Consider the following 26887-nt stretch of genomic DNA (forward strand, 5'->3'; position numbering starts at 1 on the left):
TGCGGGGGACGGGTTCGGTCAGCCAACGATCGGCCTCTCCTCGGGACGGCGGAACAGTTGCCGGCTCTGACTCGCGGCCAGGGCTGCGGCGATGGTCACTGTACCGACCCGGCCGAGGAACATGGTGCCGGCCAGGACGTACTTGCCGGACTCGGGCAGGTCCGCGGAGACGCCGGAGGACAGACCACTGGTGGAGAACGCCGAGATCACCTCGAACAGGACACGGTCGAGCGAATCGTCCGTGATCTGCAGGAGCACCACGGTCGCGACGGCCACGATCGTCGCCCCCCAGAGCACGATGGCGACCGCGACCCGCAGCACGTCGCTCGGGATGCGGCGGCCGAACGCCTCCATGCTCTGCCGGCCCCGGGCCTCGGCGACCGCGGCGAGGAACAGCACGGCGAGCGTCGTGACCTTGATGCCACCGGCGGTCGACGCCGAGCCGCCGCCGATGAACATGAGCATGTCGGTGACGAGCAGGCTCGAGCCGTTCAGCTGGTCGAAGTCGACGAGCGAGAAGCCACCGGACCGGGTCATCGTCGACAGGAAGAGTGCCTGGAACGCGGTCCGTCCCGCGCCTTCCTCGCCGAAGGTCGTCGGGTTCGACGCCTCGAGTGCGGTGTAGACGATCGCACCGCCGACGAGCAGGACGGCGCTCGTGGCCAGCGTGAGCTTGACGTGGATGGGCCACCGGCGCGGCGTGCGGAGCTGCTTCGTCAGGGTGCGGATGACCGGGAAGCCGATCGACCCCGCGACCACACCGATCATCAGGAGCGTCAGGAACCAGTAGTCGTGGGCGAACGGGTCGAGGCCGTCCGCGTTCGGCGAGAAGCCCGTGTTCGTGAACGCCATGGCGGCGTAGTAGAAGGAGTCGCCGACCGCGGTCCAGAACGGGATGCCGGCGATCAGCACGGACGGCAGCAGCAACAGGCCGAGGACGATCTCGATCGACAGGGTGCTCACCGCGACCGTGGCGAGCAGGGTGCCGACCTCGCCGAGGCGGACGGCCTGCCCCTCGGGGACCGCCCCGTGGTGGGTGCGGAGCGGGTTCGAGTCGCCAGCGGCCATCAGCTTCGCGCGGAGCCCGAGCTTGCGGGTCACGAAGAGCCCGAGGATCGACGCGAAGGTCAGGACGCCCACCGCACCGATCTGCGTCCCGATCACCACGAGGACCTTGCCGAACACCGACCAGTGCGTGGCCATGTCGACGGTCGCGAGGCCCGTGACGCAGACCACCGAGGCCGCCGTGAACAGCGCGTCGGAGAAGTGCGTGCCGGTCCCGTCGGCCGCCGCCCACGGGGTCATGAACAGCGTCGTGAACACGAAGATGAGGGCGACGAACACCAGGATCGCCAGACGTGACGGCGACGAGCGCAGGACCGTCGCGATCCGTCCGCCGCGTCGTCGGGTGACGGTCACGTGCCGCGGGAGCGGCTCGGTACGGTCGAGCATCGTATGCCTCCGAGGACATGGGCCGGGACGGTTCGTCATGGTACATCCGTGGTGCCCCGGCTAGCCTTGCCCGCATGGCCGACATCTTCTCCGTCGTGGCGGACCCCACGAGGCGCGAGCTGCTCGGGACCCTCCTCGCCGCGTACGGATCGGACGTCACCGGCGGGGAACTCAGCGTCGGGCAACTGGTCGAACGACTGGGCGTCAGCCAGCCGACGGTGTCGAAGCACCTCCGGGTCCTGCGCGACATCGGACTCGTCACCAGCCGCGAAGAAGGGCAGCACCGCTTCTACCGGCTCGACCCGGAACCGCTCGTGTCGCTGGAGGACTGGGTCCTGCCGTTCACCGGCGCGGTCGACGCCGACGGCATGCCCGCGACCACGGCCTGGACCCCCGACGGTCAGCCCGTGTCCGTCCGCCGGAACGGTGCTGCCGGCAAGACCACCGTCGAGGTCGGGACCGAGCTCGGGCGTGTCATGGCCGAGGCGTCCTACCGGGCCACCGCGGCGATCTCCGGTGCGCAGCAGGGCTGGGAGCGTGTCGTCGACCGCAGCCGCAAGCGCTTCACCCGCCGCGGCGACGAAGACTGAGCCTGGACACTGGGTCGCACGCGCCTCTACAGTTGCCAGTGACCACACAGGTCACACCAAACCCGTGCGCGGATCGCGTGCGAGCCACCGAAGGCGGATCATGACCGGCAGTTTCGACGACGTGCGCTTCCTCACCGTCGCTGAGGTCGCCGAGATGATGCGTGTCTCGAAGATGACCGTGTACCGCATGGTCCACGCCGGTGAGCTCCCCGCCATCCGTTTCGGCCGGTCCTTCCGTGTCCCCGAGTCAGCCGTCGCCGACGTGCTGCGCGGCGGCATCGCAGACGTCGGCTGAGCGCACACCCGTCCGTTCCGGGCGCGTTCGACATCGCGTCAGCCCTCCGGTAGACTCGGCCGGGTTGATTTTCCGCGGTCTCGACGGCCCGGTGTCCGATACATCAGCACAGTCCGAGCGAGGTCCACATGGGTTCTGTCATCAAGAAGCGTCGCAAGCGCATGGCGAAGAAGAAGCACCGCAAGCTGCTTCGCAAGACGCGCCACCAGCGTCGCAACAAGAAGTAGGCCCCGAGCCTGCAGCGTCAAGCCCCGGTTCGCCGGGGCTTTCGCATTCCCCAGGGGACGCGGACCGCGGGCTACGCTGGAGCCATGCCCGCAGTGACGTTCCTGACGAAGCCCGGATGCCACCTCTGCGACGACGCACGACCCGTGGTCGAACGCGTCGTCGCCGAACACCCCGGCGTGACCCTGCAGGAACGCTCGATCCTCGACGACGACGCCCTCCGCCAGGAGTACGCGGAGGACATCCCCGTCGTGCTGGTCGACGGGCGCGTCCACAGCAACTGGCACGTCGACGCCGACCGGCTCGCACGTGCCCTCGAGAAGGCCGGTTCCCCCGCATGATCTCCCACGTCGTCGCCTGGACCCTGCGCGAAGACCTCGACCGCGCCGCGACCATCGCCCGGATCCGCGAACTCCTGACCGGCCTGACCGGCACCATCGGGTCGATCCGTTCGCTCGAGGTCGTCGAGAACGTCGCCTACCCGGAGAAGAACAGCGACGTCGCCGTCGTCGCGTCGTTCGACGACCTCGCCGGACTCGACGAGTACCAGGTGCACCCGGACCACCAGGCTGCCGCAGCCGAGATCCGTGGACTGGTCACGGGGCGGGCTGCCATCGACTGGCAGAGCTGAGCCGGGCCTCCCGTCCCGCCCCCGGCGCTGCGTGCGCTGCGGCGCTTCGTGAGCAGAAATGGTCGCCTCCCGCATCGGGAGGCGACCATTCCTGTTCACCATGTGCGCTCGCGCGGGGCGCCGCGCGATGTGACTACGGGGTCAGGCGCGTCGGTCCACGGAAGAGGTACGTGACCTCGCGGATGGACGGCTCACCCAACATGAGCATGAGCACGCGCGCAAGGCCCATGCCGAACCCACCGTGCGGCGGCACGCCGTAGCGGAAGAAGTCGAGGTACCAGCCGAGCTCCTCGGGGTCGAGCCCCTTCTCGACGGCCTGCGCCTCGAGCACGTCGACGCGGTGCTCGCGCTGTGCGCCCGTGGAGATCTCCGCGCCGTTGAAGATGAGGTCGTAGCTGTTCGTGAGCGACGGGTCGCCCGGCTTGCGCATGTGGTAGTACGGCCGGATCGAGGCGTCGTACTCGGTGACGAACACGAACTCCGAACCGTGGTGCTCCTTCGCCCAGGCGGCGACGCGCCGCTCGCCCTCGGGGTCCAGGTCGCCGTCGGCGCGGACGACGTCGTGTCCGCTGTCGGCCACGATCTTCCGGGCCTCGGCCAGGGTCACGCGGGGGAACGGCGTCGCGGGGACCTGCAGCTCGAAGCCGAAGACCTCCTCGATGTCCTTGCCGTACTTCTCCTTGACCGCGGTGATGCCGGCGACCAGGACTTCTTCGTGCATCGCCATGACGTCTTCGTGGGACTCGATCCACGAGAACTCGGCGTCGACGCTCGTGAACTCGGTCGCGTGGCGGCTCGTGAAGGAGGGGTCCGCGCGGAACGCGTCGGCGATCTCGAACACGGCGCCGAAGCCGGCCGGCTGGGCCATCTGCTTGAAGTTCTGCGGCGACTGCGCCAGGTAGGCGGTCGTCTCGAAGTACTCGAGCTGGAAGAGCTCGGCGCGCGACTCGGACGCCGACGCCATCAGCTTCGGGGTGTGGATCTCGATGTAGTCGCGGTCCACCCAGTAGGTGCGGAACGCGTGCTCCAGGGTCGTCTGGATGCGGAAGATGAGGTTCTGCTTGCGGTTGCGCAGATCGAGGAAGCGCCAGTCGAGCCGCTTGTCGAGCGACGAGTCGTCGGCGATCGGGGTCTCCGGGATCGCGGCGCTCACCACCTCGAGCGTGCCGACCTTGACCTCGAGCCCGCCGAGCTTGACGCGCTCGTCGTGCTTCAGGGTGCCGGTGGCGTGGATGAAGGTGCCGTGGGCGAGGGCCGAGATCTCGGTGGTGGTGGCGAGCGCGGCCTGGGCGGCGTCGTCACCGTCCTCGGCCTCGCGCGTGGCGGGGTTCACGAGCTGGACGGCGCCGGATTCGTCGCGGAGGACGACGAACTGCACCTTCTTCTGGTCTCGGACGGTCTCGACCCATCCGGCCACGGAGACGGGGCCGTCGGGGAGGGCAGCGAGGTCGGCGATGCGGGTGCGTTCGATCACGGTGGTCGAGTCTAACCGTCTGCGTCCGGCGGCGTCGGTCCGCAGGGTGTCCCCTTCCACAGGGCGGCTCGCTTCCGGCGTCGTCCACAGGTCTGACCGGGAGGCCCGTGGGGCGTCGAGTGGGTCCGTAGCGTTCTCGACGTGGCCGGGTCGCGAGACGAGAGGGGGACCGGGTGGGGACGGGGACGGGGGAGCTCGCGACCTGGCCGCCTGCGGCGGTCGCGGTCGTGGCAGCAGCGCTGTGCACGGCGGCGTTCACGCTGCTCGCGGCGTTCGTCGGTGGGCTGTGGGCGGTCATCCGGTGGCGGCGGGACGTCGCGCGCGAGCAGCGGGACCGCTACTGGACGCGGCTGACGGTGGTCTTCGACCTGATCACCGCGAGCGAGATCGGACGTCGCGAGATCGGACGTCGCGAGATCGGACGCAATCTGGCACAGGCGATGTACGACATGCAGAAAGTACCCGCCGGAGAAGAACCCGCTGCAAGGGTGCTGGCGGAACTGTTCATCGAGAAGAGGAGACCGTGATGACGACTCGTCTGCGTCGTGCTTGGCGAGAACTGGTACGGAAGGAAGCGGATCCTGCCGAGCGGCCGCACATCGGTCCTGCGCCCGGCGAGAGCATGTGGGACTGGGCGCAACGAGGAGCGATCGACTGGCAACTGCACGTCGAAGAAGGAGAGCTGAAGCTCGAGCTCGAGCGGCAGCGCATGCGGGCTCGGGTGCTCGCCGAGGACAGCGGGGTGTCAGGGGAGCGAAGCACGGAGTGACCCCAGGGTGCCGATGAACTCCTCGGCCATGCCGGCGCGCTCGACGAGCTTGGCGTGCCGGGCCCGGGCATCGTCGAGGTACTCGTCGAGGCGTGCAGCCAGCGCGGGCTCGTCGTCGGGGTCCTTCGCCGCCAGCGCATCGACGACCCGCAGCAGGTCCGCCATCTCGTCGAGCGTGAACCCGAGTGGCTTCATGCGGCGGATCACGAGCAGCCGGTCCAGGTCCTGCGCGGTGTAGACCCGGAACCCGCCCGTGGTGCGGCCGCTCGGCACGAGCAGCCCGACCTCGTCGTAGTGGCGGATCGTCCGCAGGGACATGCCGGCACGGTCCGCCAGCTCGCCGATGTGCATCGTGTCCGGGGTGTCGGTGGTGCTCACGGTGCACAACTCTACCCTCACGTGAGGGTAGAGTTCCGATCGATGTCCGTGATCACACACGCGCCGGCGGCCCCGAGCGTCCTCACCGCCCTCCGCTCACCCCGCATGCTGACCCGCGAGGTCCTCGCCGGTGTCGTCACCGCGCTCGCGCTCATCCCCGAGGCGATCTCGTTCTCCGTCGTCGCCGGGGTCGACCCCGCGGTCGGCCTGTTCTCGAGCGTCATCATCGCCGTCGTCATCTCGATCGTCGGCGGCCGTCCGGCGATGGTGTCCGCCGCGGCCGGTTCGGTGGCCCTGGTCATCGCGCCGCTCGTCCGCGAACACGGCATCGAGTACCTCGTGCCCGCGATCGTCCTCGGCGGCGTGTTCCAGCTCGTGCTCGGGTTCCTCGGGGTCGCGCGCCTGATGCGCTTCATCCCGCGCAGCGTCAACGTGGCGTTCGTCAACGCGCTGGCGATCCTCATCTTCACCGCGCAGCTGCCCAACCTGCTCGGTCCCGACGTCCCGTTCGTCGTCTGGCCGCTCACCGCCCTCGGCATCGCGATCATCGTCGGCTTCCCGTTCCTGACCAAGGCGGTCCCCGCGCCGCTCATCGCGGTCGTCGTGATCACCGGCATCACCATGCTCTTCAGCGTCGTCGTCCCCACGGTCGGCGACGAGGGCGAACTGCCCACCGCACTGCCCGGGTTCAACGGCATCGTCACCCCGTTCTCCTTCGAGACGCTGCAGATCATCGCGCCGTACGCGTTCGGCGTCGCGATCGTCGGCCTCATCGAGACCCTGTTGACCGCGCAGCTCGTCGACTCCATCACCGAGACCGGCTCGAGCAAGTGGCGGGAGTCCTGGGGGCAGGGCGTCGCCAACATCGCGTCGGCGTTCTTCGGCGGTACGGGTGGTTGCGCGATGATCGGCCAGACGGTCATCAACGTGAAGACCGCGGGCGCACGGACCCGGATCTCGACCTTCGTCGCCGGCGCCTCCGTACTCGTCCTGACGATCGTGCTGCACGACCTCGTGGCCGAGATCCCGATGGCCGCGCTGACCGCCGTGATGCTCATGGTGTGCGTGGCGACCTTCGACTGGCACAGCATCCGTCCGCGCACCCTGCGGCGGATGCCCCTCGGGGAGACCGCCGTCATGCTCATCACCGTCGTGGTGGTCGTCGTGACCGAGAACCTCGCGACCGGCGTGCTCGTCGGGGTCGTCGTCGCAGCACTGGTCTTCGCTCGCCGGGCGGCGCACGTCGTCACCGTCGTCCGCGAGCCGGTCGACGAGCACACCGTGCGGTACCGGGTGCGCGGCGCCCTGTTCTTCGCGTCGTCGAACGACCTCGTCACGCGGTTCTCCTACGCCGAGGACCCGGAGCACGTGGTCATCGACCTGTCCGACGCGCACGTCTTCGACGCCTCGACGGTCGCGGCGCTGGACGGCGTCGAGCAGCGGTTCGCCAAGCACGGGTCCACGGTCGAGGTCGTGGGCCTCAACACCGGGTCGGTGGCCATCCACGGGCGGTTGTCGGGCGAGCTCGGCTGAGCGCTTCCGCATCCGGTGAATCGGCTGTGGGGCCGGTGAGCACCGGTGGGCGACCTACACTGGAACCCATGCCCGCCACCCGACTCCACCTCGTCCGGCACGGTGAGGTGCACAACCCCGACCGCGTCCTGTACGGGCGGCTCCCGGGCTTCGGACTGAGTGACCTCGGCAAGCAGATGGCCCTCGCCTCGGCGACCGCGTGGAAGGACGCCGGTGTCGACGTGCGCCGGATCGTCGCCTCGCCGCTGCAGCGCACGCAGGAGTCCGCGGCGCCGTGGTCGGCCGCGTACGGGCTCGACGTCACGTTGGACGAGCGCCTCATCGAGCCGACGAACCGGTACGAGGGGCAGCCCCCGGGCTTCACGAAGCGTTCGCTCGGCCGTCCGGCGGAGTGGCCCTGGATCGCGAACCCGTTCCGGCCGAGCTGGGGCGAGGCGTACGAGTCGATCGCGAACCGCATGCTCGCCGCGATGACCACGGCGTGGGAGAGCGTGGACGGCGGCGACGTCGTCCTGGTCAGCCACCAGCTGCCGATCTGGACGGTCCACCGGAAGCTCGCGGGGGAGTCGCTCTGGCACGACCCACGCAAGCGCCGCTGCGACCTGTCGAGCATCACGACCGTCGAACGGGTACCCGCCACGTCGACCGGTCGGTTCACCGAGGTCGGGTACACGGATCCCGCGCAGGAGCTGCGCGCGACCGCCATCGACGAAGGAGCAGTGTGAGCGTCATCAGCAAGCGGTTCGCGGTCCTCGCAGCGACGGCGGTCGCCGCGGCGCTCGTCCTGTCCGGGTGCTCGTCGGACAACGGTGGCCTCGCCAAGCAGTACGGCAACGGCACCACCCAGAACTACATCTCCGGCGACGGTGCGGTGACCGAGGTCACCGCCGACAAGCGGTCCGACGCGGTCGACTTCGAGGCGAAGGACTCCGACGGCGACACCGTCTCGTCGAAGGACCTCAAGGGAAAGGTCGTCGTCCTGAACTTCTGGTACGCGAGCTGCCCGCCGTGCCGCGCCGAGGCGAAGTACCTCAACGAGGTGCACGAGTCCTACGCCGATGCCGATGACGTCGCGTTCATCGGCGTCAACGTCCGCGACGAGGCGGCGACCGCAGCCGCCTTCGAGCGCACCTTCGGCGTCGACTACCCGACCGTCCTCGACCAGAAGACCGGCACGATGCAGCTCGCCCTGTCCGGTCAGATCGCCCCGAACGCCGTGCCGGCCACGATCGTCCTCGACACCAAGGGCCGCGTGGCTGCCCGGGTGCTCGGCGCCGTCGACGGCACGAGCATCCTGAAGACCCTGATCAGCGACGAAGTCGACGCTGGCAAGGCCTCCTGACCCGTGGCCTCCAACCCCTTCGCCGAGGCGATCCTCAGCGGCCAGATGGCCGTCGCGCTGCCCGTGGCGGCGCTCGCGGGGCTCGTCTCGTTCCTGTCGCCGTGCGTGCTCCCGCTCGTGCCCGGCTACCTCGGGTACGTCGGTGGGATCGCCGAGGGCGGGCAGCGCCGCGGGCGGGTCGTGCTCGGCGTGCTCCTGTTCATCCTCGGGTTCACGGCGGTCTTCGTCGCGTACACGACGGTGTTCGGGGCGCTCGGGTTCTGGCTCGTGCGGTGGCGCGACCTCATCACGCAGATCCTGGGCGTCGTCGTCATCGCGATGGGGCTGGTGTTCGTCGGCCGGTTCACGTTCATGCAGCGCACCATCAAGCCGAGCTGGACACCCGCGACCGGACTCGTCGGCGCCCCGCTGCTCGGCATCGTGTTCGGCCTCGGCTGGACCCCGTGCCTCGGCCCGACCCTCGCCGCCATCAACCTGCTCAGCGTGCAGTCGGGCAGTGCCTGGCAGGGCATGTGGCTCGGCGTCGCGTACTGCCTGGGCCTCGGCATCCCGTTCGTTTTCGTCGCCCTCGGGGCCGGCTGGGCGACCGGTGCGATCCGCGCCGTGAAGCGGCACATGCGCACCGTCAACATCATCGGAGGAGCGATCCTGATCGTCATCGGTCTGCTCATGGTCACCGGAATCTGGTCGGCCGTCATGTCGAGCGTCGGGGCGGTGATCCAGAGCTTTGTCCCCGCGGTCTGATCCCGAAACCGAAGCGACGGGCGCCGACACCGCGTCGGACCCGCAGCGACCGTCCGACCACGTCGACGGCTCCGGCCCCGGCGACGCCGGCATCAACCAGCCGAAGCTCGGCTTCGTCGGCACCCTCCGGTTCTTCTGGCGACAGCTCACGAGCATGCGCACCGCGCTGTTCCTGCTCATGCTGCTCGCCCTCGCGGCGATCCCGGGCTCGCTCGTGCCGCAGCGCACCGCCGACCCGAACGGTGTCGTCCAGTACAAGGCCGACCACGCCACGCTCTACCCGATCCTCGACAAGCTGCAGGTCTTCGACACCTACACCTCGGTGTGGTTCTCGGCGATCTACCTGCTGCTGTTCGTCTCCCTGATCGGCTGCATCGTGCCGCGCACGAAGCACCACTGGCAGGCGCTCCGCACCCGTCCGCCCCGGACCCCCGTCCGCCTGACGCGACTGGCGGGCTTCCGCACCGTGGCGGTGCAGCCCGACGCGATGATCGACGGCACCACCGGGATCGACGTGACCACGGGCCTCCCGTCCAGCGAGCACGCGGTCACGCGCGCGATGACGATCCTGAAGCGCTCCGGGTACCGCGTCGAGCGCTTCGGCGACTCGGTGAGCGCGGAGCGCGGCTACCTGCGCGAGACCGGCAACCTGGTGTTCCACGCGGCGCTCGTCGGTGTCCTGCTGGCCGTCGGTGTCGGCGGCGGGTTCGGGTTCACCGGCCAGCGGCTGCTGGTCGAGGGGCAGACGTTCTCGAACGTCCTCGGCTCCTACGACTCGTTCAACCCGGGTCGCTGGTTCCAGCAGACCGACCTCAAGGGCTACAACCTGACGCTCGACAAGTTCGTCACGAAGTACGAGGAGCGCAACCTCGACGCCCTCGGCCAGGCGCTCGACTACTCGGCGACCGTGACGAGCAAGGAGAAGGGCGGCGAGTCGACGACCAGCCGCCTGGGCGTGAACGACCCGCTGCACGTGGGCGGCACCAACGTCTACCTGCTCGGCAACGGCTACGCGATGAACGTCACGGTGCGCGACGGCGAGGGCAACGTGGCGTTCCAGGACGTCGTGCCGTTCCTGCCCGAGGACGCCAACTACACGTCCACCGGCGTCATCAAGGTGCCGGACGCGCTGCCGGACCAGCTCGGCATGGTCGGGTTCTTCTACCCGACGGCGTCGAAGCTCGCCTCGGGTGCGTACACGAGCGCCTACCCGGACACGCAGAACCCGCTGCTGACGCTGCAGGTCTACACCGGCGACCTCGGCCTCGACAGCGGCGTGCCGCAGAGCGTCTACACGCTCGACACCAAGGGCCTCACGCAGATCGCGGGCCGTCAGTCCGACACGGCGAGCATCGCGCTCGAGCCCGGGCAGACCAAGAAGCTGCCGAACGGTGCCGGGTCGATCACCTTCGACGGCGTCAAGCGCTACGTGTCGCTCGACGTGCACCACGACCCGTCGCAGGCGTGGGTCGCCGCCTTCGCGCTGCTCTCGACGCTCGGGCTGCTCACGTCGCTCTTCGTCCCGCGCCGACGCGTGTGGGTGAAGGTCGTCCCCCGCAAGGGCGCAGAGCACGGCGAGTACGACTTGGAGTACGCGGGCCTCGCCCGCGGTGAGGACCCCAACCTCGAACGGGCCGTCGCGGACATCGCACAGCGCCACACGTCGGACCTCGGAGTTAGGATGCCCCAGTGAACGACATGACCACGAACCTCGCGACCTACTCGGTCGTGCTGACGTACTCCGCGATGGCGGTCTACGTCATCGCGTTCATCTCGTTCGCGCTGGACATGGCGAAACGCTCCGGCGAGGTGACGGCAGCTGCGAAGAACGCTGGTGCGGACTCGGACGACGCTGCGGCGACCGCCTCGGTGGGCGCGGCCCGCTCGGCGAAGACCGTCGCCACCGTCCGGGGCGGCACCGTCGTGCTCGAACCGGTCGCGGCACCCCCGGCGCACGCCGGCGGCTCGGCCGCGCGCGGCACGAAGTTCGAGCGCGTCGGCATGGCCATGACGATCCTCGCGCTGGTGCTGCACGTCGCATCGGTGGTCCTGCGCGGCATCGCGGCCGACCGTGTGCCGTGGGGCAACATGTTCGAGTTCTCGCTGACCGGCACGGCGCTCATCACGCTCATCTTCCTGCTCGTGCAGTTCTGGCAGAACCTGAAGTTCCTCGGCGTCTTCATCACCGGGCTGACGATCATCCTGCTCGGCATCGCGACGGTGAACTACTGGGTCCCGGTCGTGCCGCTGCAGCCGGCGCTGCAGTCGTACTGGCTCGTCATCCACGTCTTCGTGGCGATCGCCGGCACCGGGTTCTTCGCGCTCGGTGCGGGGCTCGCGGTGGCGCAGCTCGTGCAGACGTACCGCCAGGGCCGGACCGCCTCGGGCAAGCTCCGCTTCATGGCGACCCTGCCGGACGCCGACCGCCTCGAGGTCCTGACCTACCGCGTCCTGCTCGTCGGCTTCGTCCTCTGGACCTTCACCCTGATCGCCGGTGCGGTCTGGGCGGAGCGTGCCTGGGGCCGGTACTGGGGCTGGGACACCAAGGAGGTCTGGACCTTCATCATCTGGGTCGTCTACGCCGGGTACATCCACGCCCGTGCGACCCGCGGCTGGCGCGGTGCGCGGTCGTCGTGGCTGGCGCTCATCGGCTTCGCCGCCGTGATGTTCAACTTCTCGGTCGTCAACGTCTTCTTCAAGGGCCTGCACAGCTACTCGGGCCTGTGAGCGACGCGCGTCACTGACGCGGCTCTGGTCGCGACCAGGACCGGACGGGAGGCACGGTGCCAGCTGGCACCGTGCCTCCCGTCCGTCGTCCGGTCGCGTGCAGGGCCGGGAAGACGGGTCTACGCGGCGGCCAGTACGGCGTGCACCCGCGCCACCCGCGCGAGCCACCACGCCGTCCGCTCCGGCGACGCGGCGTTCCGGTCGAGCAGGTCCGCCGACACCGCGACCCGTCGCACCGGCACGCGGCCCCCGACCGGCAGCAGCGGGTCCACGGTGACGTCGGACGCGAACATCGCGGCGGTCCCGAGCCCGGCGGCGTACCCCGGGGACATCGCGGCCGCGGCGAGGAACGCGCCCATGCCGAGCCCCACCGAGGTGTCGAGCGCGCTGGAGACCACGCACGGCAACCCGGCCTGGGCGATGACCGTACGCGCTGCGGTGACGCCCCCGAGCGGTTGTGCCTTGACGACCAGGACGTCAGCCGCTCCGGCTCGTGCGACGGCGAGGGGGTCCGCGGCCTTGCGAACGCTCTCGTCCGCGGCGATCCGCACCCCGAGGCCGTCGATCCGTGCTCGCAGCGCGGCGAGCTCCGGCACGGTCCGACAGGGCTGCTCGGCGTACTGCAGGTCGAAGGGAGCAAGGCGTTCGAGCGCCTCGGTGGCCTGGTCGACGCTCCACAGCCCGTTGGCGTCCACCCGGACGGCGGCCGCGGGGCCCATCACCCGTCGGACCTCGGCGACCCGGGCGACGTCCTCGTCGACGGTGGTGCCGGGTTCGGCGACCTTGACCTTGGCGGTGGTGCACCCGGGATAGCGCGCGAGCAGTGCGGCGACCTGGTCCGGGGCGATCGCCGGCACCGTGGCGTTCACCGGCACCGAGTCGGCGGCGGCCTCGTGCTCGGTCCAGCCGAAGTCGATCGCGCCCCGGAGCCACGCGGCGGCCTCGGCGTCGTCGTACTCGACGAAGGGTGAGAACTCGGTCCAGCCCGAGGGGCCGCGGAGGACGACCGCCTCGCGCGTGGTGATGCCGCGGAACCGCACCCGCATCGGCAGGGCGACCACGTGCGCGTCGGCGGTGAGTTCGGCGAGGTCGGGGAGCACGTCGGCCATCCTCCCACCGCACCCAGGGCACCTGCCGGTTCCTCGGAGGGGACCGCCAGGGCAGGGCATTAGCATGCATCGGTCGGCCTCGGTCGGCACTGGTCACGACCCGGATCGAACCGTCCGGAACGAGGGAGGCGCGGTGGCGCGGGAACCGCAGCAGCGTGCGCAGCGCCCCGGTCGCGACACCGACGAGTTCGCGCGGCTCATGCAGCAGAACACCGTCGACGTCCGCCAGACGGCGGGTCGGAAGCGCCGCAGCCCGATCGTCGGCAAGATCGCCCTCGGCCTCGCGGTGGTGTCCGCCGCGGTGGACGCCAGCGCCTTCGCGGTCTTCATGGGCGGTGACACCGAGTTCGCGTTCGGGATCTGCTTCGTCGTGGTCTTCCTGACCCTCATCGCGGCGGTGCTCGGCTTCGTCGCGGCCGTCGGTGGCCTCGGCCGGTGGTACGGGGCGATCGGTGTCGTGGTGGCCTTCTTCGCCAACCCGGTGATCCTCATCGTGATCCTGGTGTTCGTCGCACCCGAGGTCCTGACCGGCATGGGCGCCTGACCGGCGGCGGTACGTTGGGGGCATGGCTGCTCCCGTCTCCGACCTGTTCGATCCCGACGTCTGGACCGCGGCTCCGATCGCGGAGCAGTTCACGGACATCACGTACCACAAGCACGTCTCGAAGGGGATCGTCCGGGTCGCGTTCGACCGGCCCGAGGTACGGAACGCCTTCCGTCCGCGCACCGTCGACGAGCTCTACCGGGCGCTCGACGACGCCCGCCAGGACCCCCGCGTCGGCGTCGTCCTGCTGACCGGCAACGGCCCGAGCCCGAAGGACGGCGGCTGGGCGTTCTGCTCCGGCGGCGACCAGCGCATCCGGGGGCGCAGCGGCTACCAGTACGTCGGCGACGAGGGTGCGCCGCCCGAAGGAGTCGACCCGGCCGCCGCGCAGGCGTCGATGGGACGACTGCACATCCTCGAGGTGCAGCGCCTGATCCGCATGATGCCCAAGGTCGTCATCGCCGTGGTCCCCGGTTGGGCAGCCGGCGGCGGGCACTCGCTGCACGCGATCTGCGACCTGACCATCGCCAGCGCCGAGCACGGCAGGTTCAAGCAGACCGACGCCGACGTCGGATCGTTCGACGGCGGCTACGGCAGCGCCTACTACGCCAAGCAGATCGGCCAGAAGTTCGCGCGCGAGGTCTTCTTCCTCGCGCAGGAGTACTCGGCGCAGCGCGCGTACGAGATGGGTGCGGTGAACGCGGTCGTCCCGCACGAGGACCTCGAGCGCGAGGCGATCCGCTGGGGCGAGATCGTCCTGGGCAAGTCCCCGACGGCGATCCGGATGCTCAAGTACGCGTTCAACGCCGTCGACGACGGGATGGTCGGCCAGCAGGTCTTCGCGGGCGAGGCGACGCGGCTCGCCTACGGCACCGACGAGGCCGTCGAGGGCCGCGACTCGTTCCTCGAGAAGCGCGCCCCCGAGTGGACGTCGTTCCCGTGGCACTACTGAGCCCGGCGGTGCCGGCATGACCCGTCCGCTGGTCGCGCTGGGCACGTCGGATCCGCTGGCGGTGCTCCGCGGTCTGGAGGCAGCGCTCGCCGGCGGCCCCGCGCTGCTCCCCGTCGCCGAAGGGGCCCCGGCGCTGCCGACCCCGCCACCTGCCGACGTCCGGCAGCGGGTCGCCCTGGTGGTCGAGACGAGCGGGTCCACCGGCACCGGCAAGCGCGTGGCCCTCTCGTCCGAGGCGCTCCTCGCCGGTGCCGCAGCGGCGGACGCAGCGCTCGGCGGACCGGGCAGCTGGGTGCTGGCGCTGCCCACGCACTACATCGCGGGCCTCAACGTCCTGACCCGCTCGATCGCCGCGGGGACGACGCCGGTCGTCGTGGCACCGGGGCACTTCGACGCCACGGCGTTCGCGGACGCCGTGGACCAGCTCGTCACCGGCCCGGCGGCTCCCCGTCGCTACACGTCGCTCGTCCCCGTGCAGCTCGCCCGCGTGCTCGACGACGACCGCGCGACGGCTGCGTTGGGCAGGTTCGACGCGGTCCTCGTCGGCGGGCAGGCGACCCCGGCGGCGCTCCGCGAGCGAGCGGTCGCCGCGGGCGTGCGCATCGTGACGACCTACGGCGCCAGCGAGACGAGCGGCGGCTGCGTGTACGACGGCGTGCCGTTCGGGACCGTCCGCACCGCGGTGGTGGACGACGAGCTCCAGTTGGCGGGTCCGATGCTCGCCGAGGGGTACCTCGGCGACGACGACCGCACGGCCGCGACGTTCGTCGATCGCGACGGTCTGCGCTGGTACCGCACAGGTGACGCCGCCACGGTGTCCGACGGGGTGGTCCGGGTGCTCGGACGACTCGACGACGTGGTGATCTCCGGCGGCGAGAAGGTCCGGCTCGGCGCGGTGGAGCGGCTCGTGCGCGACCTGCCCGACCAGCACGGCGCAGTCGTCACCCGACGGGCCTCAGGGGAGTGGGGCGAGGTGCCGGTCGTCGTCACCGAGCGACCGCTCGACCTCGACACCGTCCGGTCCCACGTGGGCGACGCCCTCGGCCGAGCCGCACGTCCGGCCGCGGTGGTGGTGGTCGACCGGCTGCCGATGCTCGCGTCCGGCAAGCCCGACCGGCGGGCGATCCAGGACCTGGCGTCCTCGTAGGCCCGCGCGTCGGCACCGCGGTGCAGTGCGACGCGGCGCGGATAGGATCGGTGGTCGTGGCACGAACGAAGAACACGACGCACAAGCAGGGCCGCTCGGGCAACCCGGCCAAGGCCGCGACCCCGGTCCGCTCGAAGCGCCGGGCGACCGCGCGGGACTGGATCGGCGGGGCGCGGCTCCGCACGCTGACGCTCGGCGTCGTCCCCGTGGTGCTCGGCACCACCGTGGGCTTCGTCGACAGCGGTACCACGGGCGACTTCGGGGCGTTCCTGGCGGAGGACGGGCACCTCGCCATCGCGCTGCTCGCCCTGGCAGTGGCACTGTTCCTGCAGATCGGCGTGAACTACAGCAACGACTACTCCGACGGGGTCCGCGGCACCGACGAGTACCGCGTCGGCCCGGCTCGACTGACGGGGGCCGGCCTCGCGAAGCCCCGCACGGTGCTGACCGTCGCGCTGACGTTCTTCGGGCTGGCTGCGGTCGCCGGGATCGTCATCGTGGTGCTCACCCAGCTGTGGTGGCTGCTGCTCGTCGGCGCCGCGGCCATCGTCGCCGCGTGGTTCTACACCGGCGGCAAGAAGCCCTACGGCTACAACGCCCTCGGCGAGGTCTTCGTCTTCGTGTTCTTCGGCCTCGTCGCCGTGCTCGGCACCCAGTACGTGCTCATCGGCCAGGCCACCACGAGCGGGTGGGCCGCCGCGGTCGCCGCCGGGTTCTTCGCCTGCGCGGTCCTGATGGTGAACAACATCCGCGACATCGACGAGGACCGTCTCGCCGGCAAGCGCACCCTGGCCGTCGTCGTCGGACGACCGGTGGCACGGGTGCTGTACGGCCTGTTCCTGCTGCTGCCGTACGTCGTGCTGCTCTGGTTCGTCCTGCTCTACTTCCGCACGGGCTTCACGTACTTCTCGCTGCTGCTGGCCCTGCCGGCGCTCGCGATCGGGGTGTCGTCGCGCAAGCCCCGTGAACTCATCACGGCACTGCAGCTGTCGTCGTTCGCCTCGCTGGTCTTCGGCGTCGTGCTCGGCATCACGCTCGCCGTCCAGCCGTAGGACTCCGCCGGACTACTCCGCGTCGGTGTCCCGGCGCGCGGCGTGCCGGTCGGCGTCCGACACCGGGCGCACGGTCGGCGTGTCCGCGGCGTCGGTGTCCGCCGCGTCGACGAAGTCGTCCTCGAAGTCGGTGTCCGCATCGCGCTCCGGGCCACCGCGGCGGTTCGCCAGGCTCAGGGCGACCTTGGTGCGGAGTCCGGCGAGCGCGATGTAGGACACCAGCAGCCCGACGAGGGCGGCGATGATCGTCGCCCAGTACCAGGGCATCGGTGTCAGGAGCCGGAGGAGCACGAGCGCCGCCGCGAAGATGCCGAGCCGGGCCAGGGTGTACAGGAGCCACGCTTTCACCCTGCGAGTCTACGGACGGCCGACCGGCAGGGTCGTCACAGGCTCGCGACCTAGACTCCTGGGCATGGTCCGCTTGTGGTTGATCGTCGTCGTCGCCGCTGTCGCCTTCACGGTGTACGCGGCCATCGACTGCGCGACGATGCCCCGCGAACGTGTCCGATCCCTCAGGCGGGGTGTCTGGATCCTCCTCGTGATCGTCCTCCCCGTCCTCGGTGGGGTGCTCTGGTTCCTGCTCGGCCGCTCGCCGGCGTCCCCGGGCACGACAGCCCGGTACCGTGGACCCGAAGACGACCCGGACTTCCTCGGCACCACGCCCGTTCCGGGGGACACCCTCACGGACAAGGACCAGGACGACGCGACCCTCCGAGACCTCGAAGACCAGTTCCACGACCGAGACGACGACGGCCGCACCGATCGCTGACGGTCCCGCCGGATCGGGCAGTCCGGCGACGGACGCTGCCCTGACGCTGCTGCAGGAATTCGTCCGCGCCGGCGTCACCGATGTCGTCGTCAGTCCGGGCTCGCGATCCCAGGCCCTGGCGCTCGCGGCCGTCGCCCTCGAGCGAGCCGGCGGCCTGACCGTCCACGTCCGGCTCGACGAGCGCACCGCCGGGTTCTTCGCCCTCGGGCTCGCGGTGGAGTCCGGTCGACCGGCCGCCGTCGTGACGACCTCGGGCACCGCCGTCGCCAACCTGCACCCTGCCGTCCTCGAAGCGCACCACTCCGGTGTGCCGATGATCGTGCTGAGCGCCGACCGGCCGGACGAGCTCCGCGGCATCGGCAGCAACCAGACCACCGTCCAGCCGGGGATGTTCGGCGACGCGGTCGCCTTCGTCCGCGACGTCGAGGCGCCCTCTGCGCACGGAGCCGACGCCTCGGTGCGTGCAGCGCTCCGCGACCTCGCCCGCCAGGCCGTCGCCGCAGCCGCCGGACACACCGGACAGCCGGGGCCGGCGCAGCTCAACGTCGCGTTCCGTGAACCCCTGTCCGCCGGCCTCGACGCCGAGCGCGTGCACGGCGTCCCCGACGACGAGGTCGACACCGCGTTCGCCACCCGTCGTGCGCACGGCGGACTCCCGGTGGCCGAGCTGTCGCCGGACGACGAACCGGGCACGGTCGTCATCGCCGGGCACGACGCCGGCGAGGACGCCGAGCGCATCGCGTGGGAGCTCGGCGCGCCCCTGCTCGCCGAGGTCTCCAGCGGCGCACGGTTCGGCCGGAACCTCGTCGTCACCTACCGCGAACTCCTGCGCGACCAGGACTTCGGCGGCGTGGTCCGTCGTGCCGTCGTGCTCGGCCACCCCACCCTCAGTCGCGAGGTCCCGGCGCTCCTGCAGCGGCAGGGGGTCGAGACGTTCGTGGTCCGCGGACACGCGGCCGATCCCTTCGACCCGGCCCGTGCCTCCCGGCCCTCCGACACCACCTTCGTGTCCGACGTCCGCGTGACGGGCCGGACCCGGCCGGAGCACCGTGCGTGGGTCGGGCGCTGGGTCGGTGCGAGCCGGCAGCTGTTGGGCGACGGTGACGCCGGACCCGACCTCGGTGCCAAGCGGTCCCCGGACCGTGCCGAGCGCAACAAGTTCCTGCGCGACGAGGTCGCCCTCCGCCGCCGACCCGTCGACCGCGCGATGCTCGCCGACGCCGTGTGGGGCGTGACGTGGCCGCACGACCGGCTCGTGTTCGGCGCCTCGCAGATCATCCGCGTCGCCGACGGGCGCGTGCTCGGCAAGAAGATCCGGGTGCACGCGAACCGCGGGCTCGCCGGCATCGACGGCACCGTGTCGACGGCGCTCGGGATCGCCGCGGCCCTCGAACAGTCGTCGGCGTCGGTCGGCACCACGCGCGTGCTGCTCGGCGACCTGACCCTGCTGCACGACCTCGGGGCGTTCGTCACCGGCACCGAGGAGCGCACGCACCGGGTCCAGGTCGTCGTCGGCAACGACCACGGCGGCGCGATCTTCCGCGGGCTCGAGGTGGCACGCACCACTCCACCGGAGGACATGCGCCGGATGATGTCGACCCCGCAGCACGTCGACGTCGAACGGGTCGTGACCGGCCTCGGTTGGGAGTACCGCCGCGCGGAGACGTGGGGCGACCTCGAGCGGGTGCTCACCGACCCGGCCGAGCGCGTCGTCATCGAGGTCCCGCTGGCCGACTGACGCGGCGCGGGCCGGCGCAGCGCGACCGGGGCCGGCGCGGTGCGACCGCGTTGCCGCCGCGCGGCTCAGGCCAGCGCGTCGGTGACCGGTCGGAACTTCAGGGCGGTCTCGGCGACCTCGCGCGCCGGTTCCGACCCCGCGACGACGCCCGCGCCCGCCCAAGCCCGGACGGTGCCGTCGTCGTCGATGCGGGCGCTGCGGAGCGCCAGCATCCACTCGCCGTCGCCGGTGGCGCTCATCCAGCCCACCGGGCCGGCGTAGCGACCGCGGTCGACGCCCTCGAGCTCGGCGACGAGCCGGACGGCCACGTCGGTGGGGGTGCCCGCGACCGCGGCCGTGGGGTGCAGGGCGTCGGCGACGTCGAGCGAGGTGGTGTCCGGCGGCAGGGTCGCCTGCACGTCGGTCGCCAGGTGCCACAGGTTCGGCAGCTGCAGCCGGAACGGCTCGGGGTCGGCGCGCAACTCGGTCACGAGCGGGCGGAGCGAGGCGAGCAGGCTGTCGATCGCGAACGCGTGTTCCTCGACGTCCTTCGCGCTGGCGGCGAGGGCCTCGGCAGCGGCACGGTCCGACACCTCGTCGGCGCCGCGTGCGGCGCTGCCGGCCAGCACCCGCGCCGTCAACCGGGTGCCGTCGGTGCGGGCGAGCGTCTCGGGGGTCGCACCGACCAGGCCGTCGACCGCGAAGGTGACGCACTGCGGGTAGGCGGCGGCGAGGTCGAGCAGCAGGGCACGGTGGTCGGCGTCCGCTGGCATCTCGCCGACGAGGTCGCGGGCGAGGACGACCTTCTGCGCGCTCCCGGCGGCGATGCGCCGCACGGCCTCGGCGACGTTCGCGGCGTAGGCGGCCTCGTCGATCCGGCCGGGGTGCAGCGCGACGGAGACGTGTGGTCCGACGTGGGGGACCGGCACCGAGGTCCGCGTGAACGTGAGCGGCTCGGCGCCGACGGTCGTGTCGATCGCCGTGAGCCAGGCCTTGCCGCGCCGACGGCCGATGACCACGCGCGGGACGATCAGGACGCTCTCGTCGGCGGAGTCGTCAGCGAAGGCGAAGGAGCCGAACGCGACCAGGCCGGAGCCGCGCAGCTGCACCGGGTCGTCGACGACGGCCGACTCCACGACGGTGCGCCACACCGCGGCGGCGTCGCGCATCCGGTCGGGGCCGGTGAACGTGAACCGCAGCGCCTCCCCGATGCCGACGATGCCGTCACCGTTCCGGACGAAGGCCAGGGGACGGTCGCGCAGGGTGTGGCGGAGGACGGTGCCCGGGTCGTCGAGGATCCGGGTGGAGACCGTCAGCGGGGGCACCGCCGTGGTGGTTCGGGTCACGGCTCCGATGCTACGCGCGGTCGGTGGACCACCTGGCCGCGCGCTCGACGAGTGGGCCGTTGCTGCGAGTCCGGTGAACGTACGGTCGGGACCTCTAGGATTGGTCGGGTGAGCAGAGCGGACCTGAACAAGCGGCCGGACGAGGTGGCGGCGATGTTCGACGACGTCGCGGCCAAGTACGACCTCACGAACGACATCCTGTCGGCGGGCAACGCACCGCTGTGGCGTGTCGCCACGGTGCGGGCGGTCGACCCCCAGCCCGGCGAGAAGGTCCTCGACATCGCCGCGGGCACCGGGACGAGTGCCGCGGCCTTCGCGAAGAAGGGGGCAGAGGTCAGTGCGCTCGACCTCTCCGCCGGCATGATCGCGGTCGGTCGCGAGCGGCACCCCGAGATCACCTTCGTCGAGGGCGATGCCGAGCACCTGCCCTTCGACGACGACACGTTCGACGCCGTCACGATCTCGTTCGGGCTGCGCAACGTGAACGACCCGAAGCAGGCGCTCGCCGAGATGCTGCGGGTCCTCAAGCCCGGCGGCCGTGTGGTCATCTGCGAGTTCTCGACCCCGCCGCGTGCGCTGCTGCGCCTCGGCTACGGCACCTACCTGAAGCGCGTGCTCCCGGGCATCGCGAAGCTCTCGAGCAGCAACCCCGCCGCCTACCGCTACCTCGCCGAGTCGATCGACGCCTGGCCGGACCAGCAGGTCCTCACCCAGTGGCTGCGCGGCGTCGGCTTCTCCGTGGTCGCCTACCGGAACCTCACGGCCGGTATCGTCGCACTGCACCGTGGCCGCAAGCCCGTCGCCGACACGGTGCGCGAGTCCGCGGCCCGTCGTGCTAAGGCACGCCGCGACCACCAGACCACCGGCGAGCAGCCGCGCGTCGACCCGGCCGACGACTGACCGGTCACCATCCCCCGAAGACGGAGCAGCACTTGAATCCGAGCGTCCCGGTCGCACGTCGCGCGCCGAGCCTCCGCGCCTCGCTGGGCATCGGCGAGCGGTTGTTCGCCACGCCCGCCGACCGCCGCTTCATCGCCGCCGTCGACGACGGTCTCGAGCTCGTCGAGCAGGGGCTCGAGGACGCCATGCGTTCCACGGACACCCTGGCCGACACCACGAGCCGCTACCTGCTGTCCGCGGGCGGCAAGCGGATCCGTCCGACGCTGACGCTGCTCATCGCGCAGCTCGGCGACGGGGTGACCGACGCCGTGGTCAAGGCCGCCGTCAGCATCGAGACGACCCACCTGGCGTCGCTCTACCACGACGACGTCATGGACGAAGCGCCCGTCCGCCGCGGGGTCCCCGCAGCGCAGATCACGTACGGCAACAACGTCGCGATCCTGACCGGCGACCTGCTCTTCGCCCGCGCCAGCCTCATCACCGCCGACCTGGGTACCGAGGGCATCCGGATGCAGGCCGAGACCTTCCAGCGCCTCTGCATGGGTCAGCTGCACGAGACCACCGGCCCGCAGCCCGACGACGACCCGGTCGAGCACTACATCCAGGTGCTCAGCGACAAGACCGGCTCGCTCATCGCGACCGCCGCCCGCGCCGGTGTCATGTTCTCCGGTGCCGACCGTGCCTACCTCGACGCCGTCGGGACCTTCGGCGAGAAGGTGGGCGTCGCCTTCCAGCTCGTCGACGACGTCATCGACCTGGCACCGGCGACGGACAAGACCGGCAAGATCGCCGGCAACGACCTCCGTGCCGGCGTCGACACGCTGCCGATGCTGCACCTGCGGCGGCACGCGGCGACCGACCCGGCGGCGCAGGACCTCGTCCTGCGCATCGAGCGCGACGTGAACGGCGCCCCGGACGACGCGGTCGGCTCCGTGCCGTACCAGTCGGCCGTCGCCGCACTGCGTGACCACGAGGCGACTGCGTCGACGCGCACGGTCGCGGTCCGCTGGGCCCGCGAAGCCGTGGACGCCCTCGCCCCGTTGCCCGACGGCACCGTCAAGCGGGCACTCACCCGCTTCGCCGACTCCGTCGTCGACCGCAGCCGCTGAACACCACCCGCGACCGGTCGACCCCACGGTCGCCGCGCGGGACGCACCACCGGGAGCACCCCACCCGAACGAACTGGAGACGATCAGTGCCCACCCTCCGAATCGCCATCGTCGGCGCCGGACCCGCCGGCATCTACGCCGCGGACATCCTGCTGCGCGAGGCCCACGGACACGACGTGTCGATCGACCTGTTCGAGCAGCTCCCCGCGCCGTACGGACTCGTCCGCTACGGCGTCGCCCCCGACCACCCGCGGATCAAGGGCATCGTCAACGCCCTGCGCGACGTGCTCGACCGCGGTGTCGTCCGGCTGTTCGGCAACGTCCGCTTCGGCGAGGACATCACCCTCGAGGACCTGAAGAAGCACTACAACGCGGTCGTCTTCTCGACGGGCGCGATCAAGGACGCCGACCTGGACGTCCCCGGCGTCGACCTCCGGGGCTCCTACGGTGCCGCCGACTTCGTCAGCTGGTTCGACGGCCACCCCGACGTCCCGCGCACCTGGCCGCTGACCGCGGAGAGCGTCGCGGTGATCGGGGTCGGCAACGTCGCGCTCGACGTCTCCCGCATCCTCGCGAAGCACGCCGACGACCTGCTGCCGACCGAGATCCCGGCGAACGTGTACGAGGGCCTCAAGGCGTCGCCCGTCACGGACGTCCACGTCTTCGGCCGCCGTGGTCCCGCCCAGGTCAAGTTCACGCCGCTCGAACTCCGCGAGCTCGGCGAGGTCCGTGACGTCGACATGGTCGTCTACGACGAGGACTTCGACCACGACGAGGCGTCGAAGACCGCGATCGCCACGAACAAGCAGGTGATGGTCATCAACCGGGTGCTCGAGCAGTGGCGCACCCGCGATACCGGTCAGGCGAGCCGGCGGCTGCACCTGCACTTCTACGCGAAGCCGACCGAGTTCGTCGGCGACGAGCAAGGCAACCTCACCGCGATCCGGTACGAGCGCACCCGGCCGAACGGCGAGGGCGGTGTCGAGGGCACGGGCGAGATCCGCGAGATCCCGATCCAGGCGGCCTACCGCGCCGTCGGCTACTTCGGTTCCCCGCTGCCCGGGCTGCCGTTCGACGAGCGCCACGGCGTCATCCCGAACCACGAGGGCCAGGTCCTCGACGACGACAACCAGCAGATCCCGGGCGTCTACGCCACCGGGTGGATCAAGCGCGGTCCGGTCGGGCTCATCGGGCACACGAAGTCCGACGCCATGGAGACCGTGCAGCACATCGTCAACGACCAGGCGAGCTGGTGGACGCCGGAGGACCCCTCCGAGGGTGCGATCCCGGCCCTGCTCCGCGAGCGTGGCGTCGAGTACACCGATCTCGAGGGCTGGCACCACCTGGACACCCACGAGCTCGCGCTCGGTGCTGCCGAGGGCCGTGAGCGCATCAAGGTCGTGCCCCGCGACGAGATGATCGACGTGTCCCTCGGTCGCGTCGACGTGCCCACGAACTGACACCGATGACCGACACGCGCCCCGTCCCGCCCACCGCGGTGCGGGGCGCGTCCGTGTCCGGCGTGCGACTGCAGGGCGTCGACGTCGCGCGGGCCGTCGCGTTGCTCGGCATGATGGCCGCGCACATCGGCGGCATCGCGGACCAGCTCGACTGGTCCGATCCCTCGACGTGGTCCGCCGTGGCGCACGGGCGACCGTCCACGCTGTTCGCCGTCCTCGCGGGGGTGTCGATCGGGCTGACGAGCGGTCGCGCGACTCCGCCAGGACCCCCGACGATCGGGCGGGTCCGGGCGCGCCTGGCGGTCCGCGCCGCGGCCGTCGTCGGCATCGGCTTCGTGCTCATCGCGTTGGACACCCCGGTCTACGTGATCCTGCCGACGTACGGAGTGCTGTTCCTGCTGGTGATCCCGGTGCTCCGGGTCCGCCCGGCGTGGCTCCTCGCCATCGCGGGCGCCTGCGCCGTGCTGTCGCCGATCGTCGCTGTCGCGACCGCACCGGCCTACGCCGATGCGGGCATGGTCGGACAGCAGCTCGGCCTGGTCTACCCCGTGGTCACCTTCCTGGCGTACGTCCTGGTCGGTCTCGCGGTCGCCCGAGCCGGTCTGGGCCCACGCCGCCGGCAGGTCGTGCTCCTCGCGTCCGGCGCACTGGTCGCCGCCACCGCGTACGTCGTCGGCACGGTCCTCGCGCCGCTTCCGTCCGGGGCCGCGTTCGCGTTCCCGGGGGTCCCGTACGCCGCCGAGGGCAGCACGCCGGCCGAGGCCCTCGCCCAGCTCTTCCTGTCACCGCGCGACCACTCGTCGACGACGGTCGACGTGGTCGGCACCGCGGGGGTGGCGGTGGCGGTCATCGCGCTCTGCACCCTGGTGTTCGACGGGCGCGGGCGGGTCGCCGAGCGGATCGCGTTCCCGCTCGCCGCCGTCGGGTCGATGCCCCTGACGATCTACTCGGGACACCTCGTGGTGATCGCGATGCTGCCCGAGTACCCGGAGTCGGCCGAGGCGTGGGGCTGGTTCGCGCTGGGCTCGGTCGTGTTCGCGATGGTCTGGCGCCGGTTCCTCGGCCGGGGCCCGCTCGAGCGGGCCGTCGCGGCCCTGGCGTCCACCGTCCCGATGCGCTGAGCGCTCCTGCCGGGGCCGAGCCGCGCCTCCCGGTCGTCCGCTACTGCAGCGCTGCCGTGAGCCGCGCGACGTTGTCGAGCACCTTGGACCGGCGCGGACGGTCGACCCACTCGTCGAGCGTCAGCTCGAAGCTGTGCTCCTTGTAGGCGTCCTGCACCTCGCGCAGGGCGTCGACGAAGCGGTGGCCCCGGACCATCACGGAGACCTCGAGGTTCAGGCTGAACGAGCGCATGTCCATGTTGCTCGACCCGATCACCGACACCTCGTCGTCGATGGTGAAGTGCTTGGCGTGCAGGATCGTCGGTGCCCGGTACAGCCAGATCCGCACGCCGGCGCGGAGGAGTCCCTCGTAGTACGAGCGCTGCGCGTGCCACGTCATGGCGTGGTCGCCCATCTCGCCGACGAAGAGCTCGACCTCGACGCCGCGCTGGGCGGTCGTCGTGATGGCGTAGAGCATCGAGTCGTCCGGCACGAAGTACGGCGAGGTGATCGACACCTTCTTCTGTGCCGAGTAGAGCAGTGCGTTGAACAGGCGCAGGTTGTTCTCGCCGTCGAACCCGGGCCCGGACGGCACCACCTGGCAGTCGAGGGCGTCTCCGCGGTCGGCCCGCTGGACGGGGTCGCTCTCACGGAGCAGCAGTTCGTCGGTCTCGCTGTACCAGTCGGTGACGAACAGGGCGTTCAACCCCGCGACGACCGGTCCCTCGAACCGGGCGAACAGGTCCTTGTAGACCATGCCCTTCTCGATGTGCGACTTGATGTCGTACGAGGGGTCGATCAGGTTCTGCGACCCGGTGAACGCGACCGAGCCGTCGATGACCATGATCTTCCGGTGGTTGCGCAGGTCGGGGCGCTGGAACTTCCCCTGCAGCGGCAGCAGCGGGAGCATGAGGTGCCACTCGATGCCGGCGCGGTCCATGAACGCCAGCGTGTCCTTGTACCCGGGGTAACCGCGGCTGGCCCAGTGGTCGAGCAGGAACCGGACGGTGACGCCGCGGGCCTGTGCACGGGCGAGCGCGTCGAAGAACGGTCGCGTGGTGTCGTCGAGCGTCGCGATGTAGAACTCGACGTGCACGAACCGCCGCGACTGCTCGATCGCCCGGGTCATCTCCGCGATCGACTCCTCGGAGTCGGGGTAGAGCTCCGCCGAGTTGCCGCCGACCAGCGGCATCGCGCCGAGTTCGCGGTTCAGCGTGGTGATGCTCTCGAGCCACAGCGGCCACGGGTGGTCACGGCGCACGCGTTCGATGCCCTCGGTCTGTTCGAGGATGTACGCGTTGATCTCGGTCTGCTTCTCACGCCGGGCACGCGGCAGCTTCGTCGACCCGATGACGAGGAAGACGATGAAACCGATGTAGGGGATCAGGAAGATCGCCAGCAGCCAGGCGGTCGCCGTCTGCGGCTTCCGGTTGATCGGGACGTAGATGATCGAGAAGACGCGGATCGCCAGGTCCAGCAGGACGGCCAGGACCGTGATCGCGACGGTGAGCCAGTGCTCCAC

30 protein-coding genes are annotated in these 26887 nt (G+C 71.0%); 23 read left to right on the forward strand and 7 right to left on the reverse strand.

What is annotated here, in order from left to right:
* Window positions 1-18 precede the first annotated feature (18 nt).
* Window positions 19-1452: a potassium transporter TrkG gene (locus HQQ88_RS09620; RefSeq protein WP_173169310.1), complete on the reverse strand. Its 1434-nt coding sequence runs from the start codon at window positions 1450-1452 to the stop codon at window positions 19-21.
* Between the two features lie 74 nt (window positions 1453-1526).
* Between HQQ88_RS09620 and HQQ88_RS09625 the strand changes: the two genes are divergently transcribed.
* The 5 genes from HQQ88_RS09625 to HQQ88_RS09645 all read left to right on the forward strand — a co-directional run bounded on the left by HQQ88_RS09625 (window position 1527) and on the right by HQQ88_RS09645 (window position 3193).
* Window positions 1527-2042, forward strand: a complete 516-nt coding sequence (locus tag HQQ88_RS09625; RefSeq protein ID WP_123292085.1) for a helix-turn-helix transcriptional regulator — start codon at window positions 1527-1529, stop codon at window positions 2040-2042.
* A 100-nt stretch (window positions 2043-2142) separates the two neighbouring features.
* A complete protein-coding gene (locus HQQ88_RS09630) occupies window positions 2143-2337 on the forward strand; it encodes a helix-turn-helix domain-containing protein (RefSeq protein ID WP_022902482.1) in 195 nt (64 codons plus the stop codon).
* A gap of 128 nt (window positions 2338-2465) precedes the next feature.
* A complete protein-coding gene (locus HQQ88_RS09635; RefSeq protein ID WP_003792170.1) occupies window positions 2466-2564 on the forward strand; it encodes an AURKAIP1/COX24 domain-containing protein in 99 nt (32 codons plus the stop codon).
* A gap of 84 nt (window positions 2565-2648) precedes the next feature.
* Window positions 2649-2903 carry a glutaredoxin family protein gene (locus tag HQQ88_RS09640; RefSeq protein ID WP_123338836.1) on the forward strand — a complete coding sequence of 85 codons (255 nt, stop codon included), beginning with the start codon at window positions 2649-2651 and terminating at the stop codon, window positions 2901-2903.
* A complete protein-coding gene (locus HQQ88_RS09645) occupies window positions 2900-3193 on the forward strand; it encodes a Dabb family protein (RefSeq protein WP_123292087.1) in 294 nt (97 codons plus the stop codon). The genes HQQ88_RS09640 and HQQ88_RS09645 overlap by 4 nt, the downstream gene beginning before the upstream one ends.
* Before the next feature lie 133 nt (window positions 3194-3326).
* Here the strand turns inward: HQQ88_RS09645 and aspS are convergent, their stop codons facing one another.
* Window positions 3327-4667, reverse strand: a complete 1341-nt coding sequence (gene aspS / locus HQQ88_RS09650; protein ID WP_123292088.1) for an aspartate--tRNA(Asn) ligase — start codon at window positions 4665-4667, stop codon at window positions 3327-3329.
* Between the two features lie 173 nt (window positions 4668-4840).
* On the opposite strand from aspS, the gene HQQ88_RS09655 reads away from it, so the two are divergent.
* Window positions 4841-5194: a hypothetical protein gene (locus HQQ88_RS09655; RefSeq protein ID WP_173169311.1), complete on the forward strand. Its 354-nt coding sequence runs from the start codon at window positions 4841-4843 to the stop codon at window positions 5192-5194.
* On the forward strand, window positions 5194-5436 hold the full coding sequence (locus tag HQQ88_RS09660) for a hypothetical protein (RefSeq protein ID WP_173169312.1): 243 nt from the start codon (window positions 5194-5196) through the stop codon (window positions 5434-5436). The genes HQQ88_RS09655 and HQQ88_RS09660 overlap by 1 nt, the downstream gene beginning before the upstream one ends.
* Here the strand turns inward: HQQ88_RS09660 and HQQ88_RS09665 are convergent.
* Entirely contained in the window at window positions 5413-5787 is a 375-nt protein-coding gene (locus tag HQQ88_RS09665) for a MerR family transcriptional regulator (protein ID WP_111084475.1), read from the reverse strand. The two genes, HQQ88_RS09660 and HQQ88_RS09665, sit on opposite strands and share 24 nt — an antisense overlap.
* 69 nt (window positions 5788-5856) lie before the next feature.
* On the opposite strand from HQQ88_RS09665, the gene HQQ88_RS09670 reads away from it, so the two are divergent.
* The 6 genes from HQQ88_RS09670 (at window position 5857) to ccsB (ending at window position 12160) form a co-directional block, all read left to right on the forward strand.
* Window positions 5857-7347, forward strand: a complete 1491-nt coding sequence (locus tag HQQ88_RS09670; RefSeq protein WP_131879310.1) for a SulP family inorganic anion transporter — start codon at window positions 5857-5859, stop codon at window positions 7345-7347.
* Between the two features lie 68 nt (window positions 7348-7415).
* On the forward strand, window positions 7416-8072 hold the full coding sequence (locus tag HQQ88_RS09675; protein WP_123292091.1) for a histidine phosphatase family protein: 657 nt from the start codon (window positions 7416-7418) through the stop codon (window positions 8070-8072).
* Window positions 8069-8689, forward strand: a complete 621-nt coding sequence (locus HQQ88_RS09680; RefSeq protein WP_173169313.1) for a TlpA disulfide reductase family protein — start codon at window positions 8069-8071, stop codon at window positions 8687-8689. Before HQQ88_RS09675 ends, HQQ88_RS09680 begins: the two co-directional genes overlap by 4 nt.
* A 45-nt stretch (window positions 8690-8734) precedes the next feature.
* On the forward strand, window positions 8735-9433 hold the full coding sequence (locus tag HQQ88_RS09685; RefSeq protein WP_173169455.1) for a cytochrome c biogenesis protein CcdA: 699 nt from the start codon (window positions 8735-8737) through the stop codon (window positions 9431-9433).
* A complete protein-coding gene (locus tag HQQ88_RS09690; protein WP_216834452.1) occupies window positions 9417-11126 on the forward strand; it encodes a cytochrome c biogenesis protein ResB in 1710 nt (569 codons plus the stop codon). The genes HQQ88_RS09685 and HQQ88_RS09690 overlap by 17 nt, the downstream gene beginning before the upstream one ends.
* Window positions 11127-11131: 5 nt before the next feature.
* Window positions 11132-12160 carry a c-type cytochrome biogenesis protein CcsB gene (gene ccsB, locus HQQ88_RS09695; protein ID WP_173169456.1) on the forward strand — a complete coding sequence of 343 codons (1029 nt, stop codon included), beginning with the start codon at window positions 11132-11134 and terminating at the stop codon, window positions 12158-12160.
* A gap of 119 nt (window positions 12161-12279) precedes the next feature.
* On the opposite strand, the gene HQQ88_RS09700 is transcribed toward ccsB, so the two are convergent.
* On the reverse strand, window positions 12280-13269 hold the full coding sequence (locus HQQ88_RS09700; RefSeq protein WP_173169314.1) for an o-succinylbenzoate synthase: 990 nt from the start codon (window positions 13267-13269) through the stop codon (window positions 12280-12282).
* A 133-nt stretch (window positions 13270-13402) separates the two neighbouring features.
* Between HQQ88_RS09700 and HQQ88_RS09705 the strand changes: the two genes are divergently transcribed.
* Genes HQQ88_RS09705 through HQQ88_RS09720 form a run of 4 tightly spaced genes read left to right on the forward strand, consistent with a single transcriptional unit; the run spans window position 13403 to window position 16964 of the window.
* Window positions 13403-13813 (forward strand): hypothetical protein, encoded by a 411-nt coding sequence (locus HQQ88_RS09705; RefSeq protein WP_123292094.1) that lies wholly within the window; start codon window positions 13403-13405, stop codon window positions 13811-13813.
* 22 nt (window positions 13814-13835) lie between these two features.
* A complete protein-coding gene (locus HQQ88_RS09710) occupies window positions 13836-14765 on the forward strand; it encodes a 1,4-dihydroxy-2-naphthoyl-CoA synthase (RefSeq protein ID WP_111084280.1) in 930 nt (309 codons plus the stop codon).
* A gap of 16 nt (window positions 14766-14781) precedes the next feature.
* A complete protein-coding gene (locus HQQ88_RS09715) occupies window positions 14782-15912 on the forward strand; it encodes an AMP-binding protein (protein ID WP_173169315.1) in 1131 nt (376 codons plus the stop codon).
* A gap of 50 nt (window positions 15913-15962) precedes the next feature.
* Window positions 15963-16964: a 1,4-dihydroxy-2-naphthoate polyprenyltransferase gene (locus HQQ88_RS09720; protein WP_173169316.1), complete on the forward strand. Its 1002-nt coding sequence runs from the start codon at window positions 15963-15965 to the stop codon at window positions 16962-16964.
* A gap of 12 nt (window positions 16965-16976) precedes the next feature.
* Here HQQ88_RS09720 and HQQ88_RS09725 read toward each other — a convergent pair whose 3' ends face one another.
* Complete coding sequence (locus HQQ88_RS09725; RefSeq protein ID WP_123292098.1) at window positions 16977-17312, reverse strand: DUF4229 domain-containing protein; 336 nt, start codon at window positions 17310-17312, stop codon at window positions 16977-16979.
* A 64-nt stretch (window positions 17313-17376) separates the two neighbouring features.
* Between HQQ88_RS09725 and HQQ88_RS09730 the strand changes: the two genes are divergently transcribed.
* Both HQQ88_RS09730 and menD read left to right on the forward strand, forming a co-directional pair.
* Window positions 17377-17733, forward strand: a complete 357-nt coding sequence (locus tag HQQ88_RS09730; protein ID WP_131921755.1) for a PLD nuclease N-terminal domain-containing protein — start codon at window positions 17377-17379, stop codon at window positions 17731-17733.
* Between the two features lie 49 nt (window positions 17734-17782).
* Window positions 17783-19471, forward strand: coding sequence for a 2-succinyl-5-enolpyruvyl-6-hydroxy-3-cyclohexene-1-carboxylic-acid synthase (menD, locus tag HQQ88_RS09735; protein WP_367917008.1), 1689 nt, complete (start codon window positions 17783-17785; stop codon window positions 19469-19471).
* 65 nt (window positions 19472-19536) lie between these two features.
* On the opposite strand, the gene HQQ88_RS09740 is transcribed toward menD, so the two are convergent.
* Window positions 19537-20796, reverse strand: coding sequence for an isochorismate synthase (locus HQQ88_RS09740; RefSeq protein WP_173169317.1), 1260 nt, complete (start codon window positions 20794-20796; stop codon window positions 19537-19539).
* Window positions 20797-20904: 108 nt separating this feature from the next.
* On the opposite strand from HQQ88_RS09740, the gene HQQ88_RS09745 reads away from it, so the two are divergent.
* The 4 genes from HQQ88_RS09745 (at window position 20905) to HQQ88_RS09760 (ending at window position 25386) form a co-directional block, all read left to right on the forward strand.
* Window positions 20905-21696, forward strand: coding sequence for a demethylmenaquinone methyltransferase (locus HQQ88_RS09745; RefSeq protein ID WP_111084274.1), 792 nt, complete (start codon window positions 20905-20907; stop codon window positions 21694-21696).
* Between the two features lie 32 nt (window positions 21697-21728).
* Complete coding sequence (locus tag HQQ88_RS09750; protein WP_111084273.1) at window positions 21729-22805, forward strand: polyprenyl synthetase family protein; 1077 nt, start codon at window positions 21729-21731, stop codon at window positions 22803-22805.
* An 86-nt stretch (window positions 22806-22891) separates the two neighbouring features.
* Window positions 22892-24265: an FAD-dependent oxidoreductase gene (locus tag HQQ88_RS09755; protein ID WP_173169318.1), complete on the forward strand. Its 1374-nt coding sequence runs from the start codon at window positions 22892-22894 to the stop codon at window positions 24263-24265.
* 5 nt (window positions 24266-24270) lie between these two features.
* The gene (locus tag HQQ88_RS09760; RefSeq protein ID WP_173169319.1) at window positions 24271-25386 is read left to right on the forward strand and encodes a heparan-alpha-glucosaminide N-acetyltransferase domain-containing protein; all 1116 of its coding nucleotides are present in this window, start codon (window positions 24271-24273) and stop codon (window positions 25384-25386) included.
* 40 nt (window positions 25387-25426) lie between these two features.
* Here the strand turns inward: HQQ88_RS09760 and cls are convergent, their stop codons facing one another.
* Complete coding sequence (gene cls / locus HQQ88_RS09765) at window positions 25427-26887, reverse strand: cardiolipin synthase (RefSeq protein WP_123292102.1); 1461 nt, start codon at window positions 26885-26887, stop codon at window positions 25427-25429.

This window comes from Curtobacterium sp. VKM Ac-2861, assembly GCF_013204965.1.
Lineage (GTDB): Bacteria > Actinomycetota > Actinomycetes > Actinomycetales > Microbacteriaceae > Curtobacterium.